We start from the raw sequence: 19,210 nt of genomic DNA on the forward strand, positions 1-19,210 counted from the left end.
TTAACACGTTAAAATGATACAAGTTTTATTTATGAATACCCTAGCAGGCAGCGCCCTTCCCAAGGACACACACGACAACCGGACACAAAACGCCATGATCCCGTTCAACCGTTTCGGCAGGCTTTTGATGGTAGACCTGACCCGGCGGATATGCCGGCGGGATGACTGCCCGGATGACGCGCTGCCGTTTCTGGGGGGCAGAGGATTCAATGCCTGGTATTTGTATCGCCACCTGAAACCCGGTATCGATCCTTTAGGGCCGGAGAACCGGCTGCTGTTTTCCGCAGGCCTGCTCACCGGTTCCGCAGCCCCGTGCAGCGCCCGGCTCCATGTGAATGCATTATCCCCGCTGACCGGGATTCTGGGCAGTGCCAACATCGGCGGATATGTCGGTGCCTGGCTGCGGTCCTGCAACCTGGCATCCATTGTCATCCGGGGTGCATCCCCTGAGCCGGTCTATCTGTATGTGGATGAAACCTCCGCCAGACTGATGCCGGCCGAAGATCTGTGGGGACTGGATGTGTTTGCCGTCCAGGACCGGCTCCGGCAAATCCATGCACCTGAAAAAGTCCGAATCCTGACCATCGGGCCGGGAGGTGAAAATCAGGTCCGGTTTGCCGCCATCATGACGGAAAAAGACCATGCCGCCGGCCGCACGGGTTTGGGCGCAGTCATGGGGGCCAAGCATCTGAAAGCGGTTGTGATTGCCAAAGGGTCCCACAAACATTTGCCGGCCGACACCCCCCCCAAAAAACAGGCCGTGAAAACATATGTCAATCTGGTGAAAACCGCCCCGGAATTTTCATTCTTCTCCAAATATGGCGGGGCCGGTTATCTGTCATGGGTCAATGAGTTCGGTATCATGGGTGCCAAAAATTACACAGAAATCGGTGTGTCTGACATCTCATCCATTGACGGACGCAACCTGGCAAAACAGATCGTCCGGTCGTCCGGGTGCGCCAAGTGTCCGGTCCAGTGCAAGGCCGATCTGGTGATGGATCCGGCAAAACCGGAAGAGGTGTCCACCCGGCCGGAATTTGAACCGGTCATCAATTTCGGTCCCAAATGCGGACTGTCGGACATGGCGGCCATTATCCGGCTGGACAACCTGTGCAACCGGCTGGGCGTGGACACCACATCCACGGCATCGGTGATTGCATTTGCCATGGACCTGAACGAGAAAGGGTTGATGCCGGATGCGCTCAAACAGGACCTGGATCTGTCCTGGGGCCATACCCAAACCATGGAAATCCTGATTCACCGGATTGTCGACGGCACCACCCCGCTGGGCCGGATCCTGTCCAAAGGGGTCCGGCAGGCCGCAAAACAGATCGGGGATGGCGCGCCCGCACGGGCCGCCCATGTCAAAGGCCTGGAACTGACCGCATACCATCCTAACGCCATTATGGGAACGGCCTTAGGATATGCCGTGTCCAGCCGGGGCGGGGATTACAACAATGTGTATGCCTCCCTGGAATACAGCTGGTCCAAGGAACAGGCCATCAAGGAGTTCGGAACCGCCCTGGCCGTGGATATCCATGCCACTGAGGCCAAAGGCCGGCTGATCCGCAAAGCCGTGGTCACCAATATTCTGGTGGATACGATAGGGCTTTGCAAAGTCCCGGTCCTCTCTTTGCTGAAATCGTTCAACCTGGAACCGGAAATCGCTCTGGTCAATGCCCTGGCAGATACCCATGTCTCATTGAAACAATTGACGGATACGGGCCTGGCAATCGCGGCCATGGAAAGGCGTTTCAATCTGCGCCACGCCCAAACCCCCGTTTCAGATAATCTCCCGGACATGTTTTTTTCACGAAACGACAACCCTTCCGGGCTGACCAGAACATCGTTCACGGCCATGCTGGCTGAATTTTATCAGGCCATGGGGTGGGACGAAAACGGGGTGCCGCCGGCCCCGGATGCCATGAAAAAAACAGAACCCATGAAAGCAACAGAACCAATGATGTAAACATACTTTTGAAAGGAACGCGCGTGATTCAATCCTCCACTACCAGAAGCCGGGCCGTGAGCATGCGGATTCTGACCGACGATCAGATCTGGGAAATCAAGCAGGCGGCATTTGATATTATTGAAAAAGTCGGATTCAAATGCCGGCACGGCCAAGTCAAAAAAATGATGACCCAGGCCGGGGCATGGGTCAGAGACGATACCATCAAAATCCCCAAATACATCGTCCAGGGATGTGTGGCCACGGCCCCCAAAGGATGGACCATTTATGACCGGAACGGCCGAAGGGCCCTGGAAGTGGAAGGGGAAAAAAGCCACTACGGCACCTCCACGGCCAGCCCCAACCACCGGGATCCCTTTACCGGAGAGATCCGGCCCACCAGCATCAATGACATTGCCCTGGGGGCCAAAGTCGCGGATGCCCTGCCCCATATCGACTTTGTCATGCCCATGGGATCTTCCCAGGATGTGCCGGGCGCGGCCGCGGAAGTCCACGAAATTCCGGCCCTGTTTGCCAACACCGTCAAACCGGCGGCGTTTATCGGGTACTCACCGCTGGGATGCGAATATGTGTATGAAATGGCGGCCGTGATTGCCGGGGGGCAGGACAGGCTGCGGGAAAAACCGTTTCTGATCCTGTATCCTGAAGCCATTGCCCCGCTGTTTTTTCCCGATGACGTGGTGGACCGGATCCTCATTGCAGCCGACCGGTTCATGCCCCAGCTGCCCGGTTCCACCGTGTCCGCCGGTGCCACGGGCCCGGTCACTCTGGCCGGCATGCTGGTGCAGATCACGGCCGAGGCCCTGGTCCACATCACCATTGCCCAGCTGCGAAAACCCGGGTGCCCCGTGGCCATGAGCGGCAATGTGGGAATCCTGGACATGAAAACTGCGCTCATGACCATGGGGGCCCCGGAAAACAGCTTAGGGATTGCAGCCCAGGCGGAAATCGCCAAATCATTTGATCTGCCCACCTGGGGCCTGGCCGGTGCCACGGATTCCAAATGCCTGGATGCCCAGGCAGGGCTGGAAGGCGCGTTTTCCATCCTGGCCCAGGGACTGTCCGGTCTGAACCTGATCCATGACGTGGGATACATGGCCTCGGGCATGGCCTGCTCTTTGGAACAGCTGGTCATGGGCAACGAGATTGCAGGCATGACCAAGCGGTTTGTGGAAGGCATCACCGTCACTAAAGACACCCTGGCCCGACAGATCATCGAAGATGTCGGCCCGGGCGGGCATTTCATCACCCAGAAACATACACTGGCCCATTTCAAGCAGGAGCTGTCTGTGTCAAAGCTGCTCAACCGCCAGACCATCGATGCCTGGAAAAATTCCGGCTGTCCCACCATGGACCAGCGGGTCCAGGAAGAAATCCGGTCCATCATGGAGACCCATAAGCCGGATCCGTTGAGTGACAAGGTAATGGCGGAGCTGGACCGGCTTAAGAAAGAAGGGGAAAAAGAAATTCTGGCAAAACAAGAAAAAGGATAGGTTTTTATTTTTCTAAAAAAATTGGTTCAAAAATTTGCATTAATCCAAAGGACATGTAATAAAAGGAAAATAAGCAAAAGAAAGAGATCCAGTCGCTTGTATGGAATGACAAGCATCATCGATTAAGACAAATAAGGAGGTAAGTATGGAAAAAAGAATTCATCCGGCCGTGCACGACTTAAAAAGTGACATGGAAAAAGGCAAACTTTCCCGAAGAGAATTTCTCAGATACTCCACATTGCTGGGGGTATCTGCTTTCACTGCCACCCAGATGGCCGGTCTTTCCTGGACCGCCAAAGCCTTTGCCGGAAACGTCAAACGCGGCGGTACCCTGAAAGTGGCGACCGCTTTGCAGAAAATCGCCCATCCTGCCACTTATTCCTGGATTGCCGCATCCAATGTCACCCGTCAGGTGGCGGAATATCTGACCCTGACCGACGGCAAAAACATCACCCATCCCTATCTGCTGAAAAACTGGGAAGCCAGTGATGACCTGAAAACCTGGACCCTGAACCTCAGACAAGGGGTCACGTTCAACAATGGGGATACGTTCAATGCCGATGACGTCATCTTCACCTTGAACCAGTGGCTGGACGAAAGCGTGGGTTCCTCCATGAAAGGGCTTGTGGACGGTTATCTGAGCAGCAACAATATCGAGAAGGTCAATGACTATCAAATCATACTGCACCTGAAAGTGCCCACCATCTCCATTCCCGAGGACTTTTTTCAGTATCCGGCCCAGGTGCTGAATCACCGGACCTTTGAAGGCGATTTCCTCAAAGCGCCCCATGGCACCGGCCCCTATACCCTGGAAACCTACCGGGAAGGCGAACTGGCCGTGGTCAAGGCCCGGTCCGACTACTGGCAGAAAGGTGTGGACGGCAAACCCCTGCCATACCTGGATGAAATGCAGTTTTTGGACATGGGCACGGAAACCGCCCCCATGATTTCGGCCATCAAGAGCGAAGACATCGATTTCATCGATCTGTCCGATATCGGCGGCACCGACATTTTCCGGGCCCTCAAAGATGATCCGGAAATCAACATCCTGGCGGCCCCCACGGCCTCGGCCCGGGTGTTGCGCATGCGGGTGGATCTTAAACCATGGGACAATGAAAAGGTCCGCCTGGCCATGAGAAAATGCCATAACCATGAAAAAATCCTGGCACTGGCCTACATGGGACAGGGACTGGAAGGACAGGACTTCCATGTGTACCAGCTGCACCCGGAATACTGTGAAATGCCCATTCCGGCATATGATCCTGCAGCGTCCAAAAAGCTGCTGGCCGAAGCCGGATATCCCGATGGGCTGGAAGTCAACCTGGCAGTGGGTTCCGGATGGCCGGATGTGGTCCGGTATGCAGAAATCCTCAAACAGGATGCCATGCCCGGCGGATTCAAGATCAATTTACAGACCATGCCCAACAGCCAGTACTGGGAAAAATGGACGGAAGTGGATTTCGGCATCACCCCCTGGACCCATCGGCCTTTGGGCACCATGGTCCTGAACCTGGCCTACAAGGCGGACGCGGACGGAAAGCCCGCGGCCTGGAACGAGACCCGGTGGGTGGACAAGGAATTTTCCGAGATCCTGGAAAAAGCCAATGGCACCCTGGATGTGGACGAACGCAGAAAACTGTTCTGCAAACTCCAGAAAATCCAGTATGACCGGGGTTCCATCGGCATCGGCTACTGGCGGGCCGTCTGGATGGTCTCCAGAAGCAATGTCAAAGGGCTGGAAGCCCATCCCAATGGATTCATGCTGTTCAACGATGTGTCTTTAGCCTAGATCAAAAACCTGTGTCGCCCGTGCGCATCCTTCTGCGTACGGGCACCCTTAAAATAAGGACAGGGATTTTATGATTGTTTTTATACTCCGCCGTTTTTTTCTGCTGCTGCTGACCATGATTCTGGTGTCTCTGGCCGTTTTCATCATTGCAGAATCCTCTCCCGGAAATATCGCCAAAAATGTGCTCGGAGCCTTTATCTCCCCGGAACAGGAAGCCGCATTCATTCGCCAGAACGGCCTGGACCAGCCCATGTATGTCCGGTATCTGCACTGGATTGCGGGCAATGACTGGGTGGCTAAAAAGAAAATCGGTATGCCCCTGAAACGGATTACCACGGAAGAAGGGTTTGAAGAATGGTGGGCCGTCAAGGAAGACGGATCCCCCATCCGCTGGAAAGTGGACGGAGACGACCTGGTGGCCATCAACATCACACCGGACGGTGAAAAAACCGAATATGTGGACAATGACCGATGGAAAACCATTGAAGACGGCAAACAGGAATTCTGGGGAATTGACCGCCAGAATCATGCCGTCCGCTGGGTCAAGGGTGAAACCGAAACCATGTTTGTGTTTGTCATGGGCAAGGGGTGGATGGAAAGTTCCGGGGGCCCCAAAGACTATATTCCGTTGAAAAAAGGATTTGTCAGAGGGGATCCGGGTATTTCCTTTCGCACGGGCCGGCCCGTGAACAAAAGCCTGTGGACCCGATTGCGCAACTCTGTGGTGCTGGCAGGGACCGCTTTTGTCATTGTCATGCCCCTGGCCCTGCTGTTGGGTCTCATTGCCGGACTCCAGGAAGGCTCTCTCAAGGACCGGGTTTTGTCCGTGGGGGGCATGATGTTTTCCGTGGTGCCCGAATTTGCCACGGGTATTTTTCTGACCCTGATCTTTTCCGTGTGGCTGGGGTGGCTGCCGGGTGCGGCGGTTTTAGGCACCTCCGCCCCCTGGGAAAAACCCATGATGCTGATTTTGCCGGTTTTGACCCTCACGCTGATCGAACTGGGGTATATCCTGCGTATCACCCGGGCTTCCATGGTGGAGGTCATGAAAGCGCCTTATATCCGAACCGCGTTTCTCAAAGGACTGCCCTACAAACAGGTGGTGTTCAAACATGCCGTGAAAAACGCGCTTATCGCCCCCATCACCGTGATCATGCTCCATGTCAACTGGCTGCTGGGGGGGATCGTGATTGTGGAGGTGGTGTTCGGATACCCGGGACTGGGGGCCTATCTGCTGGAATCAGCGCTGTATAAAGATTTCAACGCCCTGGAAGCCGGTGCCATGATCATGGTCCTGGTGGCCGTCGGCACCCAGTTGGTGGCCGATATCATCTATACCTTTTTGAATCCGAGGATACGGTATGCCTGAAACAGCTGAAACCCAAACTACAAAAAAAACCAAAAAAGTACAGCTCAAGGATATGTTCGCCATCCTGTTCAGTTCCAAAATCGCCATGGTGGGACTGGTCATTGTCCTGTTCTGGGTGTTTGTGGCCCTGTTTGCCCCGTTTCTCACCCCGTACACCCCCTTTGAACAGGACTGGAAAGCCCCCAACCAGGGGCCGTCCGCCGAACATATCCTGGGCACGGACGAGCTGGGAAGGGACCTGTGGACCCGGCTGATCTACGGCGCCCGGGTGGTACTGGTGGTGCTGCCCGTATCGGAAAACATCTCTCTGCCCGGGGGTACGGCCATCTGGGGGGTGGTGGTGGCCCTGATGATCGGTGCCACTTTGGGATTGATCGGCGGCTATAAAGGCGGATGGATCGATGAGCTGGTCATGCGGCTTTTAGATGCCATGATGGCCATCCCGGTCATCCTGCTCTATTTGATCATCGTGGTGGCCATCGGGGCATCCGCCGTCAACGTGGTCATTGCCATTTCCATTGTGGGGGTGCCGGGCATTGCCCGGCTGGTCAGAAGCCTGACCCTGGACATCAAAACCCGTGAATATATAAGGGCCGCGGAAACCCGGGGGGAAAGTGCCTGGTTCATCATGTTTGTGGAAATTCTGCCCAATACCCGAGGACCCATCATCATCGATGCCATGCTCAGGATCGGGTATGCCATCTTTGCCATGGGAACCCTGGGATTTTTAGGCCTGGGCATGCCGCCGCCATCACCGGACTGGGGCTCCATGGTTGCCAAAGGACGGGCGTTTATCCTGACAGGCAACCCGTATGCGGCCCTGTGGCCGTCCCTTGCCATCGCTTCGCTGGTGGTGGGGCTCAACCTGCTGGCAGACGGGATTCGTGAAGAATCCATGAGATATCAGTAACCCTTGGCCCGGCAGCCGTGCTGCCGGGCCCTGACAACGAAAGCGATCCTATGGAACATTCATCAGACAAACCCGTATTGGAGGTCAAAGACCTGGCCATTTCCTATCAGACCCGAAAACAACTGGTTCCTGCGGTCAGGGGTGTCAATTTCACCGTCAGACAGGGACAGACTGTGGGAGTGGTGGGGGAATCCGGATGCGGCAAAAGCACCATCGCCTTCGGCATTCTCGACTTTTTAGGGTCCAACGGCAAAGTGGTGGGAGGCAGCATCAAATTCATGGGCAAAGAAATGGTAGGCACCCCCAAGGCGGAACTGCGCAAAATCCGGGGCAACAACATCTCCATGGTATACCAGGATCCCATGCAGGCGTTAAACCCGTCTTTGACCATCGGGTCCCAGCTGACGGAAGTGCTCACGGCCCACACGGACATGCGCGAAAAAGAGGCCTGGGACCGGTGTATCGCCATGCTGGAACGAGTCTATATGCCGGATGCCGCCAATGTGATGAACCGGTATGTCCATATGATCTCCGGGGGCCAGCAGCAGCGGGTGGTGATCGCCATGGCGTTGCTCAACAACCCGTCGCTGCTGATCATGGACGAACCCACCACGGCCCTGGACGTGACCGTGGAAGCCGCCGTCCTGGACCTGGTAGAGGACCTGAAAAAAGATTTTAACACCGGTATCATTTTTATCACCCACAACCTGGGCGTGGTGGCCAAGGTGAGTGAGCGGCTGTGCGTCATGTATGCCGGCGAAATGGTGGAACAGGGTCCCATTGAAAAGCTGTTTGCCAACCCGGCCCATCCCTACACCCGGGGGTTGTTGTGCTGCGTCCCCCGCTTAGGGGACAGCCTGTCCAACAACCGGTTGTGGTCCATCCGGGGGCGGGTCCCGGATCCGGCGGAAAGGGATCTGGATGCCTGTATTTTCGCTCCCCGGTGTGACTGGCGTATCGAAGGCCGGCACCTGGAGGACAAAAGCCTGACCGCCCACTGCACCTCCCGGCATCCGGAACTGGTCTCCATATCCGACGATCACGTGTCCCGGTGCTTTCTGGGCAGAGAAACCCTGAAAGTCCCTTATGACGACTATGCCCGGGGACAGCGCGGGGCCGTGGTTCAAATCGAAGGGGATGACGATTTTTCCTCCATGGACACGTTGCTCAACATTCGCAACATGAAGCTGTGGTATCCGGAACAGAACCCGTCTCTGAAGGCCATTCTGGGTCTGGAGAAAAAATCCCATGTCAAGGCCGTGGACGATGTGTCGCTGAAGGTTCTCAAAGGCACCACCCTGGGCATTGTGGGGGAATCCGGCTGCGGCAAGAGCACCCTGGTCAAGGGCATCATCGGCCTGGAGGAACTGACGGACGGCGGCGTGGAACTCATGGGCATCGATCTGAACCTGCCGGCCCAGAAACGGGATCTGTCATTGATCCGGGAACTGCAGATGGTGTTCCAGAACCCGGATTCCACCCTGAATCCCTCCTACACCATCGGGGCCCAGATCGGCCGGCCCATCCAGAAGTTCAAAACCGTGCCCCGGAAAAAAGTGCGCAAGGAAGTGGAACGGCTGTTGCGGGCCGTCAAACTGGATGCCTATTATTATGAGCGGTATCCCCGGCAGCTGTCCGGCGGGGAAAAACAGCGGGTCGGCATTGCCAGGGCCCTGGCCAGCCGGCCGTCTCTGGTCATCTGCGATGAACCCGTATCGGCCCTGGATGTGTCCGTGGCTGCGGCTGTTTTGAACCTGCTCAATGAAATCAAGGAAGACATGGGGTCCACCATGATCTTCATTGCCCATGATTTGAGCGTGGTGCGGTTTATTTCCGATTTTGTGGCCGTGATGTATCTGGGAGAAATCGTGGAGTTCGGGCCGGTGGCCTCCATTTATCCGCCCCCGTATCACCCGTATTCCGAAGCATTGCTGTCTTCGGTTCCCATTCCCGATCCCACAGCCAAGCGCCAGTCCATTATTTTGTCCGGAGATGTGCCCAGCCCCACCAACCGGCCGTCCGGCTGCTGTTTCCATACCCGGTGTCCCAGAAAATCGGTACTGCCGGACAACGGTAAAATCTGTGAACAGGAAAAGCCCCGGTTTCAAAGGCTGCCCAACGGGCACAAGATCCTGTGCCATATTCCGGCGGATAAGCTCACGGAACTGGCCATGGAACGGGGAGATCAACGCATGATGCTGCCCACGGGCTGATTAAAAGGATTTTTGTCATGAACGATCTGTTGCAAACCATTGAGCCGGTTACCCTCATGGGTCCCGGTCCGTCCTGTGTGGACGCTTCCGTGCTGGCGGCCCTTTCAAAACCCACTTTAGGGCACCTGGATCCGTATTTCATAAAAATCATGGATACCATCAAGCAGCAGCTCAAAACCCTGCTGCACACCCGAAACGAGCTGACCCTTCCCATTTCCGGAACCGGTTCCGCCGGCATGGAATGCTGTTTTGTGAACCTCATTGAAAAAAATGATCCAGTCCTGATCCTGATCAACGGGGTGTTCGGCCGGCGCATGCAGGATGTGGCCACCCGGCTGGGGGCAAAGGTGGATACCCTGGAATTTGACTGGGGTACCCCGGTGATTGTGGATGTGGTACAGAAAGAATTGTCGAAAAAATCCTACAAACTGGTGGCCGTGGTCCATGCGGAAACCTCCACCGGGGTGCTGAATCCGGTGCCCGGTATCGGGGCTCTGCTCAAAGACAAAGACACCCTGTTTCTGGTGGATGCCGTGACCAGTCTGGGCGGGATGGAAATTCTCATGGACGACTGGGGGATCGATGTGTTTTACAGCGGCACCCAGAAATGTCTGTCCTGTCCCCCGGGCCTGTCACCCGTGTCTTTTTCTCCGGCCGCTGTGGCAGCGCTCCAGGCCCGGAAAACCAAAGTTCCCAACTGGTACCTGGACTTAAGCCTGATCATGAACTACTGGGAAGGGGCCACCCGGGCCTATCACCATACTGCGCCGGTCAACATGCTGTACGGGCTTTACCAGGCCCTTGGTCTGATCCTTGATGAAGGGGAATCCCACGTGTTTGAACGGCACATGGCAGCCCACCTTCAACTGGTCCGGGAACTGGACCTTTTGGGCCTGCGTATGCAGGTGGATGCCTCCTGCCGCCTGCCCATGCTCAATGCCGTCTGTATCCCGGAAGGGGTGGATGATGCAGAAATCAGAACCCGGCTTCTCAGCGAATATAAAATCGAGATCGGGGGAGGATTAGGGCCTCTGGCCGGCAAAATCTGGCGCATCGGCCTGATGGGACACACGGCCCGGCCGGAAAATGTGGACAAACTGATACAGGCCCTGGCAGCGGTTCTGCCGGACCGCACCGGCAATTAACGTGATCCGCACAATCCGGCGCCCTCTTTTATGAGATATCTGATCCTTGTTTCTGCTGTGATCATGCAGATGTGCCTGGGCGCCACCTATTCCTGGAGCGTTTATGTCCAGCCCCTCAGAGATATCACCGGCCTGGCCCAGGGGCCGGTTCAGGGGCCGTTTACCGTGTTTTATTTTGTTTTTCCTTTCACCATGATGCTTGCCGGCGGATGGCTGCCGAGAATCGGTCCCCGCATCAGCGCCATGGCCGGGGGATTGCTGTTCGGCGGCGGCTGGATCCTGGCCGGACTGGGCAGTCATCACTTTTTTTTCACCATTCTGGGAATCGGCGGTCTGGCCGGCATTGGCGCCGGCATGGCCTATATCGTGCCCATTGCCGTGTGTATCCGGTGGTTTCCGAAATCCAAAGGCCTTGTCACCGGCATTGCCGTGGCCGGATTCGGAGGCGGGGCCGCGCTGGTGAGCCAGGCCGGCGGTTTTCTGATCACCCGTCTGGGGTATACCCCGTTTCAGACATTTTTTGTGTTCGGCATCCTGTTTTTATGTCTGGTGGGGGTGGCCGGCAGTGTGATGCGGTTTCCCGCATCTGAAACAAAACCCAGGTCCCGGTCAATGCTCCGGCCGGGGCAGGTGCTGGGGCATGCCAATTTCAAATTACTGTATCTGGCCATGTTCATGGGACTGGCTGCGGGATTTGCCGTGAACGCCAACCTCAAGGAAATTTTTCACAATACCGGCGATACGGCCCAGATCGGTATCACAGCCGTGTCGTTGTTTGCCCTGGCCAATGCCGCCGGCCGGGTAATCTGGGGGATGATTTTTGACCGGATTTCGGCTGCGTCCGCCATCCAGGCCAACCTGATCTGCCAGGCACTTGTGCTGGCAGCAACCCCGCTTCTGGCCGCATCGGTTCCCGGGTTCTGGGCGTTTGCCCTGTTCACGGGATTCAATTATGGCGGGGTTCTGGTGATTTATGTGTCCAGTGCGGCCAGAAGCTGGGGATCTGAGCATGTTTCCCGGGTTTACGGCTGGCTGTTCACCGCCAATATCCCGGCGGCATTGTCTCCGATCCTGGCCGGGTTTATGTTTGACAGGTTCCATGATTTCACCCCGGCCCTGGGCGGGCTGGCGCTGCTGCTGGCGGTCACGGCGGTTCTGATCCGGTACCAGACCAAACGGATCAATGACCGGATTACCCCTATTTCAGCTGACTGTCCTTGCTGCCCCGGCGGTTGAACAAACGGACCCCGGAGTCGTTTTTCTCCATTTCCGATTGACAATGGACACACAGTCTGACTCCGGGAAGGGCCTTTCTCCGGGCCTCGGGGATCTTCTCTTCGCACACGTCGCAATGGGTTCTGCTTTCACCACGGCCCAGCCGATCTCTGGCCTGTTTGACCGCATCCGCCACACTGGCATCGATCTGTTCCTGAACCGCCCCGTCTCTTGCCCATCCGACTGCCATGCCTTACTCCTGTTTCTGTCGATTTTCACCAATTGGCTTGAGTCAATATAATCACCCCCTCACCCATTTGCAAGCAGATCCGGCCATATCATGGGCACAGTAAACAAGGGCTGCAAGTTTATTGATTTACATTCCCACGGGAACATGGTAGAAAATCTTATGAAAACAGTCCATTCCATACATTTCGCAGATGCCCGCCGCATGACACAACTGGCAGACAACAGTATCGATCTGATGGTAACCTCCCCGCCTTATCCCATGATCGAGATGTGGGATAATCTGTTTCAAAAATTGGATTCCAGTGTCAAAAAATGTCTGTCCAGACGGGACGGCCCGGCCGCGTTCGAAGCCATGCACCGGCTCCTGGACCCGGTGTGGCAGGAAAGCTTCCGGGTGCTTAAGCCCGGCGGATTTGCCTGTATCAATATCGGAGATGCCACCCGGACCATTGACGACCATTTCGCCCTGTACACCAACCATGCAAGAATCCTGTCCGCCGCCACACAGATTGGATTCACCAGCCTGCCCTGCATCATCTGGCGCAAGCAGACCAATGCCCCCAACAAGTTCATGGGATCGGGCATGCTCCCGGCCGGGGCTTATGTCACCCTGGAACATGAATATATCCTGATTTTACGAAAAAACGGCAGGCGGGAATTCAAAACCGCAGAAGACAAACAGCGGCGCAGAGAAAGCGCGATTTTCTGGGAAGAGCGAAACCACTGGTTTTCCGATGTATGGTTTGACCTCAAAGGCACGACCCAGACCCTGGCCGATGCCCGGGAAAGAAAACGCAGCGCCGCCTTTCCCTTTGAGCTGGCATACCGCCTGATCAACATGTTTTCTCTCCTGACCGACCCGGTGCTGGACCCGTTCATGGGTACGGGGACCACCATGGCCGCTGCCATGGCCGCGGGCCGGTGCAGTGTGGGGTATGAAGCGGACAAAAACCTGATCCCCGCGGTTCACAAAACGGTCCGGGGTGTGATGCTGCCCACGGATCAGGCCGCAGCCAGGCGGCTGATTCAGCACCAGACCTTTGTGGAACAACGCTTGGCAGCGGACAAGCCGTTGAAATATATCAATGAACCCTATGGATTCCCCGTGGTTACCAACCAGGAGCGATGGTTACGCCTGCATGTGCCTGCCGATCTGATTCAAGCGGATGAAACCCGGTTTCAGGTCACCCACGATATGGCCCCAATGCCATTCAAATACAACCTTTTTGACAACTGACACAATGACTGGAACATAACCGGACAAAGGGGCAAGAAAAATGGTATCACCGGCATCGGAAAAATCGGTCCGGCAGATGTACAAGGAAACCCGGCTGGCCCAGAAACGCCTGGACACCCTGCTCCGGTTCCTGCCGGATCCCGTGTTTGCCTTTACCTTGAACAATACCGTTGAATATGTCAACCCGGCCTTTGAGCGGGTGTTTGGATGGAAATTGACAGAGATCCGGGGAAAAAACATCCCTTTTGTCCCGGATCACCTGCTGGAACAGGCCAGACAGGGCATGAAGCAGCTGTATGAAAACCGCACGGTCATGGATTTTGAAACCCAGCGGTACACCCGGGACGGCCGGCTGCTGGACATTCTGATCAACGGGGCCATTCTGTACGATGAAGATGACACCCCCATGGGCCAGGTTTTGATTTTACGGGATATTACCTTTGAAAAACGCATGGCCAAAACCAACCGGATCATGTTTGACATCTCCAATGCCCTGCACACCTATCACAAGCTCGGGGACCTGGTGACCATCATCACGGCGGAAATCCAGAAGCTGGTGAACGTGGAAGGGGCGTTCATCCTGCTGGCGGACAGAAAAACCGATGAGCTGTATTTTTTCTCCGCCCGGTTCAAGGATGCGGCATCCGGCAACAAATTCAAGAAACTCCGGTTTCCGGCGGACCAGGGAGTGTCCGGCCATGTCTTTAAGACCGGCAAACCCCTGCTGATCCCGGATATCTCCCAATGTGATTTTTACCTGCGCCGGGTGGACGAGGAAACTGATCTGGTGGCCCAAAACATGCTGTCCGTGCCCATCAAGCTCAAGGACCGGGTCATCGGTGTGGTATCGGTGGTGAACAAACTTCAGGGCCAGTTCGACGACACGGACACGGATCAGCTGATGATGGTGGCCAGCACCGTGGCCCTGCCCATTGAAAACACCCGGATCCATGAAGAGCTGGAGCAGTCCTACACAGATCTGAAAATCCTCAATCAGGCCAAAGACAAGGTGATCAATCATCTGGCCCATGAGCTCAAGACCCCGGTATCCGTGGTGGATGCCGCCATGAAACTCTTAGAAAAAAAATTGGCGGCCAAAGGAATCCGGGACAAGAAAATCGAAACCATCATCGGCCGGGCCCGGCGGAACCTGCGGCGAATCCTGAATATTCAGTTTGAAGTGGAAGACCTGCTCAAGAAAAAACAGTTCACTGCCTTTCATATCCTCACCCGGCTCATTGATGCCTGCGTGGATGAACTGGCCCTGCTCACCGAGATCCAGGCCCAAGACGAGACCCGGACCGGAAACGCGGACATGATGACCGGGGTGCGCCAGGCCGTGGAGAAAATTTTCGGACCCCATCGCCTGACCCGGCAGACCATTCATCTGGATCAATACATGGCCCGGCACTTAGAGCGCCTGGCTCCGGATTTTGCTTTTCGCCGTCTCACGCTGGAAACCGGTCTGGAAAAAACGCACCTTGTGCACATGCCTGAAGAGATCCTGGATATTATTGTCACGGGCCTGGTCCGAAATGCCGTGGAATACACACCGGACGGTGGAAAAATCCAAATTCAAGTGTTCTCCAAAAACAACCGTCCCACCCTGGTCATCCAGGATTACGGCATCGGGTTTACCCCGGAAAAACTGCGCCTGATTTTTGAAAACTATTTTACCCCGCCGGATTCATCCGAATACACCACCAAGCAGCCTTTTGAATTCAATGCCGGGGGCCGGGGGTTTGATCTGCTGCGCATCAAACTGTTTTCAGAACGGTATAATTTTACCCTGGACATTGACGCTACCCGGTGCCGGTTCATTCCGGCCGACACGGACACCTGTCCCGGTGACATCCGGCGCTGCCGGTTTTGCACAACGCCGGATGACTGTCTGAATTCCGGAGCCACCACGGTTACGCTGATATTTTAGCGTTTCAGATTTTTTTACCGCACTGGGGGCAGAATTTGTACGCTTTGTCCGCCACGGGTGTATCACAGGCCGCACATTTTCGGGGCACCGGCCCCAGCTTTACCAGCAGTTCTCCTTTTTTCACAGGCACCATTTTTTTGTCGAATTTGTAATCCGCGGTTTTAAGAACACTTTCAACAATGCCTTCCACCGGGGACACCACGGCTTTTTCCTGTTTCATGATGGTGATGTTGAACAGCTCTTCCCCGGCCTTGACCACATCCCCGGGTTTGACATACATGATCCACAGATCTCCGTTGGACGGGGCCGCCGCATGGTACGGGTTGTTCGGGTCGGCCATCTGCATGGTATCGGCCCCGGGTCCCGCGGCATCCGCTACCTTGACCGTGTGGATGAACACCTCGGCATCCAGGGTGTACCGCACCACAGCCATGCCTTTGTCATCCGGGGACTCAATGCCCAGAATTTTCATGGCATGGGGTTTGCCTTCCGTATCGGTGAAAAACAGTTCCCGGCCCGGCACCAGGCCTTCAAACCAGACATCCAGGGGCACCCGGTTGGGATTGCCGAATTCCTGACGGAACAGGATGGTTTTCAAGGCGTCTCCGGGGTGGTTGAGATACATGACCAGCTCTTCGGGTGTGGCGATGCGGTTGATCTGTTTTTCCAGGGCCTGTTTTTCCGATTCAATATCTATGGATGGCAGCCCGTCCAGGGGAGAGGATTCCGTTCGGTCAGACAATGCCTTGGCACTGTTTTTTCCAAACGCACTTTCATACACCCAGTCCGGGGGAAATCCCAGGGGCAGGCGCCCGAATTTCCCCAGCAGCAGGTTTTTAAAGGCATCGTTGCTGTCTTTATACAGCACCTGCCGCTCTTCTTTCAACGTATCATCCATCTCATCTTCCGGCGTGGAAATCACGGCATCCAGTATCCACAGCAGATGATCGACTTCTTCTTCACCCCCCCGCTGATACGCACTGGTCACGGCCAGAAATGCGGTGTTCCAGGTAATCTGGGAGCCGGGTGTGACATCGTGATATTTGATGATCTGCCGGGTGCCGGCCAGAAATTTAAGCATCTGGGGCAGCAGATGGATGTATCCCTGTTTCATGGCCCCTTCCTGGGAAGAGGAGGTGGCCCCGCCGGGCATGCCGTGGTGAATCACGTCATGATCGATGCCCTGGAAAAAAGGCGCCGTGTACCGGTCATACCAGGGCATGATCTGTTTGAGCACAAAATTGCTGTGACGGATCATATCCTTGTTCAGACGGATTTTCAGCCCCAGCTCTTCTTCCATGTAGGCAGCCGTGGACAAGACCTCGCCCTGGCCGTACCAGCGCACGGCCGCACCGATGGCCGTGTCCACGATATGGGCACCGGCTTTGGCCGCGGCCCCCACGGCCGGGACAAACAATCCGTCCGTGCAGTGGCGGTGATAATGAAGCACCAGATCCGGATACTGTTTGCGGATCGCTGTCACCAACGCGGTAATGAACCGGGGCGGGCACACCCCGGCCATGTCCTTGAGACCCAGAATAAACAGGGAACAGGCTTTTTGGGCGGATACGCCGGCCACATCCGCGGCCTGCCGGATAATTTCCGCCACCACCCCCATGTAATGATTCACATCAAACCCTTTGGCCCAGGACAAAGACACGGCCGGCTGCCACACATTGCCCCGGGAGTTCATCACCACCTCGGCCAGGGGCCGCATATTATCGATATGATTAAGGAAATCAAAACACCGCACAATGTCATGGTGCTCGCAGATGAATTCACTGGTGAACTGCATCAGATTCCCTGGCTGGGGTTTGTACCCCAGCAGATTGGTGGATCGCACCAGAATCTGCTTGGGCGTCAGGGGCGCGAACTGGTCCCACATTCTGGCTTCATTGAACGGATAGGTCATGTTGGCCATCATGGCCACATGAAAATGGGCCCCGCCCCCGTTTTCCAGGGAGAAAAATCCGCACCGGTCCAGATACGGCCCCATGAGTTTGTCTTCGGCCAGGCGGAACCGGTTTCCGGAGTTGGACTGGGTGATATCCCGGGCCGTGGTGTCTGAAAAATGAACGATCCCGGAATCCCGGACATAATCGATCAAAGCCTGACGATCGCCCCGGGGATAAGGCCCGGACGCCGGAAGCGGGGGCAGGGCCGGCAGCACCGGGTTGAACGCTCCCACCCGCTTGTCAGACACACCCCGGTAGTCGGACAGCTGGACATGGGGATTGTATCCCATGGCAGAAATATCCGCGATCAGCCGTGACAGGCGCAACGCTTCGGATTCGCTGTCCTGATACCGCATCAGTCCCGGGGTTTTCTCCACAAACCGGGTGTCATACTCACCGGATCTGAACACGGGATTCGCAATAATTTTCAGGTGAAACGGGATGGTGGTTTTCAGCCCGCCGATCACATATTCCTTTAACGCCCGGTTCATCACGGCCAGGGTCTTTTCCCATGAATCACCATGGGCAATGAGCAACGAGGCGGCCGAGTCATAGTTGGAGGGAAATTCATACCCGCCGGCAATACAGGAATCCAGCCGGACCCCGGGGCCTCCCGGCGAGATATACCGCACAATATGGCCGGCATTGGGGGCAAAATCGTTTCTGGGGTCTTCGCAGTTGATGCGCACCTGAAGGGCATGGGCCACGGGCCGGGTTTTTTCTTGCGTGAACCGCAAAGTGGACCCGAATGCCACGGCAATTTGTTCCTCCACCAGGTCGATGCCGTACCGGCATTCCGTGATCCCGTGCTCCACCTGGAGCCGGGTGTTCACCTCGATGAGATACGGATTCTGGTGTTCATCCACCAGGAACTCCACCGTGGCAAGGGAATAATAGCCCACGGCCGCCACCAGGGCTTTGGCATAATCTTTAAGCCGTTGCCGCAGTTCTTCGGTCATCTTCGGCCAGGGGGACGGGGTGATCTCCACCAGTTTCTGGTGATTCCGCTGGACCGTGCAGTCCCGTTCGTCAAAAGCAAATACATTGCCGTGCTGGTCCGCAATAACTTGAATTTCAATGTGCCGCACCGAGGTGAGCAGTTTTTCCACATAAATTCTGGGATTGCCGAAAGAGGCCTGGGCCAGGACCGCAGCCTTGGAAAACGCGGTTTCCAGCTGGTCCATGTCATAGATTTCATAGATGCCCCGGCCCCCGCCGCCACCCTCGGCCTTGAGCATGACCGGCAGTCCCATCTCCAGGGCGATCTCCCGGGCTTCGGCCACCTCCACGGCGTCCAGAGAACCCGGAACCACAGGCACATCCAATTTCCGGGCCAGTTCTCTGACCTTTACCTTGTTGCCCAGAAGGGTCATGGGTTCCGTGGGCGGACCGATGAACAAGATCCCTTTTTCCGCGCATTTTTTCGGAAAACCGGCATCTTCGGAAGCAAATCCCCATCCCGGATGCACGGCCACCACATCCTGTTCTTTGGCCAGTTTCAAAATATGGTCGATATCCAGGTATGCCCGGGGATTTTCCCCTAAAAGCATCAGTTCCTGGGCACCGGAGGTAAAGGGGGCGGTTTTGTCCACATCGGTCACGGTGAGAACCGGAACCGCCATGAGTTCTTCGCGGATGGAACGGATAATCCGCCGGGCTGTGATGCCTCGGTTGGCTACCAGGATTTTTTTTCCCTTGATCTCCCTGACCACCTGTTCAAATGTTTTTGCTTCCAT

Annotated in this window: 12 protein-coding genes; 10 read left to right on the forward strand and 2 right to left on the reverse strand. The window is 55.9% G+C overall.

The features are described 5' to 3' along the window. Positions 1 to 31 precede the first annotated feature (31 nt). The 8 genes from DPO_RS22710 to DPO_RS22745 all read left to right on the forward strand — a co-directional run bounded on the left by DPO_RS22710 (position 32) and on the right by DPO_RS22745 (position 12,124). Positions 32 to 1,969 (forward strand): aldehyde ferredoxin oxidoreductase family protein, encoded by a 1,938-nt coding sequence (locus tag DPO_RS22710; protein ID WP_160166947.1) that lies wholly within the window; start codon positions 32 to 34, stop codon positions 1,967 to 1,969. Between the two features lie 23 nt (positions 1,970 to 1,992). Then, positions 1,993 to 3,462: a trimethylamine methyltransferase family protein gene (locus DPO_RS22715; RefSeq protein ID WP_006968729.1), complete on the forward strand. Its 1,470-nt coding sequence runs from the start codon at positions 1,993 to 1,995 to the stop codon at positions 3,460 to 3,462. A 145-nt stretch (positions 3,463 to 3,607) separates the two neighbouring features. Further along, on the forward strand, positions 3,608 to 5,251 hold the full coding sequence (locus tag DPO_RS22720) for an ABC transporter substrate-binding protein (RefSeq protein WP_006968730.1): 1,644 nt from the start codon (positions 3,608 to 3,610) through the stop codon (positions 5,249 to 5,251). Between the two features lie 70 nt (positions 5,252 to 5,321). Then, complete coding sequence (locus DPO_RS22725) at positions 5,322 to 6,620, forward strand: ABC transporter permease (RefSeq protein WP_006968731.1); 1,299 nt, start codon at positions 5,322 to 5,324, stop codon at positions 6,618 to 6,620. Next, positions 6,613 to 7,530 (forward strand): ABC transporter permease, encoded by a 918-nt coding sequence (locus DPO_RS22730; protein ID WP_006968732.1) that lies wholly within the window; start codon positions 6,613 to 6,615, stop codon positions 7,528 to 7,530. Before DPO_RS22725 ends, DPO_RS22730 begins: the two co-directional genes overlap by 8 nt. Before the next feature lie 50 nt (positions 7,531 to 7,580). Continuing rightward, a complete protein-coding gene (locus DPO_RS22735) occupies positions 7,581 to 9,743 on the forward strand; it encodes a dipeptide ABC transporter ATP-binding protein (RefSeq protein ID WP_006968733.1) in 2,163 nt (720 codons plus the stop codon). A gap of 17 nt (positions 9,744 to 9,760) precedes the next feature. Further along, the gene (locus DPO_RS22740) at positions 9,761 to 10,888 is read left to right on the forward strand and encodes a pyridoxal-phosphate-dependent aminotransferase family protein (RefSeq protein ID WP_006968734.1); all 1,128 of its coding nucleotides are present in this window, start codon (positions 9,761 to 9,763) and stop codon (positions 10,886 to 10,888) included. Between the two features lie 30 nt (positions 10,889 to 10,918). Then, complete coding sequence (locus DPO_RS22745) at positions 10,919 to 12,124, forward strand: MFS transporter (RefSeq protein WP_006968735.1); 1,206 nt, start codon at positions 10,919 to 10,921, stop codon at positions 12,122 to 12,124. Here DPO_RS22745 and DPO_RS22750 read toward each other — a convergent pair. Then, complete coding sequence (locus tag DPO_RS22750; protein WP_006968736.1) at positions 12,087 to 12,353, reverse strand: DksA/TraR family C4-type zinc finger protein; 267 nt, start codon at positions 12,351 to 12,353, stop codon at positions 12,087 to 12,089. The two genes, DPO_RS22745 and DPO_RS22750, sit on opposite strands and share 38 nt — an antisense overlap. Before the next feature lie 159 nt (positions 12,354 to 12,512). Between DPO_RS22750 and DPO_RS22755 the strand changes: the two genes are divergently transcribed. Both DPO_RS22755 and DPO_RS22760 read left to right on the forward strand, forming a co-directional pair. Next, positions 12,513 to 13,589, forward strand: coding sequence for a DNA-methyltransferase (locus tag DPO_RS22755; protein WP_024336642.1), 1,077 nt, complete (start codon positions 12,513 to 12,515; stop codon positions 13,587 to 13,589). A 40-nt stretch (positions 13,590 to 13,629) separates the two neighbouring features. Beyond that, complete coding sequence (locus DPO_RS22760) at positions 13,630 to 15,519, forward strand: sensor histidine kinase (protein WP_006968738.1); 1,890 nt, start codon at positions 13,630 to 13,632, stop codon at positions 15,517 to 15,519. A gap of 4 nt (positions 15,520 to 15,523) precedes the next feature. On the opposite strand, the gene DPO_RS22765 is transcribed toward DPO_RS22760, so the two are convergent. Beyond that, positions 15,524 to 19,210, reverse strand: coding sequence for a pyruvate carboxylase (locus tag DPO_RS22765; RefSeq protein WP_006968739.1), 3,687 nt, complete (start codon positions 19,208 to 19,210; stop codon positions 15,524 to 15,526).

The organism is Desulfotignum phosphitoxidans DSM 13687 (assembly GCF_000350545.1).
GTDB classification, from domain to species: Bacteria; Desulfobacterota; Desulfobacteria; order Desulfobacterales; family Desulfobacteraceae; genus Desulfotignum; species Desulfotignum phosphitoxidans.

Bases quoted from the DNA above. Each gene is read 5' to 3' on its own strand.
- DPO_RS22710 (WP_160166947.1), top strand. From the start codon at position 32: ATGAATACCCTAGCAGGCAGCGCCCTTCCCAAGGACACACACGACAAC.
- DPO_RS22720 (WP_006968730.1), top strand. From the start codon at position 3,608: ATGGAAAAAAGAATTCATCCGGCCGTGCACGACTTAAAAAGTGACATG.
- DPO_RS22725 (WP_006968731.1), top strand. From the start codon at position 5,322: ATGATTGTTTTTATACTCCGCCGTTTTTTTCTGCTGCTGCTGACCATG.
- DPO_RS22730 (WP_006968732.1), top strand. From the start codon at position 6,613: ATGCCTGAAACAGCTGAAACCCAAACTACAAAAAAAACCAAAAAAGTA.
- DPO_RS22735 (WP_006968733.1), top strand. From the start codon at position 7,581: ATGGAACATTCATCAGACAAACCCGTATTGGAGGTCAAAGACCTGGCC.
- DPO_RS22740 (WP_006968734.1), top strand. From the start codon at position 9,761: ATGAACGATCTGTTGCAAACCATTGAGCCGGTTACCCTCATGGGTCCC.
- DPO_RS22745 (WP_006968735.1), top strand. From the start codon at position 10,919: ATGAGATATCTGATCCTTGTTTCTGCTGTGATCATGCAGATGTGCCTG.
- DPO_RS22750 (WP_006968736.1), bottom strand. From the start codon at position 12,353: ATGGCAGTCGGATGGGCAAGAGACGGGGCGGTTCAGGAACAGATCGAT.
- DPO_RS22755 (WP_024336642.1), top strand. From the start codon at position 12,513: ATGAAAACAGTCCATTCCATACATTTCGCAGATGCCCGCCGCATGACA.
- DPO_RS22760 (WP_006968738.1), top strand. From the start codon at position 13,630: ATGGTATCACCGGCATCGGAAAAATCGGTCCGGCAGATGTACAAGGAA.
- DPO_RS22765 (WP_006968739.1), bottom strand. From the start codon at position 19,210: ATGGAAGCAAAAACATTTGAACAGGTGGTCAGGGAGATCAAGGGAAAA.